1 protein-coding gene is annotated in these 234 nt (G+C 47.4%); it reads right to left on the bottom strand.

Annotation, left to right across the window (positions count from 1 at the left end; translation table 11 throughout):
• A partial coding sequence (locus AC1M9B_RS14450) for a GA-like domain-containing protein (protein ID WP_481609346.1) occupies nucleotides 1–234 on the bottom strand: 234 nt, incomplete at both ends.

Here is a 234-nt window from a genome sequence, read left to right on the forward strand (position 1 = left end):
CTTCTGGAAGTGCATCAACTTTCGCTTGTGCATCTTCTTTAGCAGCAAGTGCATCATCACGTGCTTGAGTCAGCTCAGTAAGTTCTGTTGGGGTGATTAAACCATCTGATTCGGCATCTGCTAGTGCTTGCTCTGCCTCTGCATATGCTGCTTCTGCCGCCTCTACTGCTTCTGTCGCTTCTTCAAGTGCTGCAACTGCATCATCCACACCATCTTCGTTTTCATCATTTACTG

The organism is Acinetobacter sp. ANC_7513 (assembly GCF_056779915.1).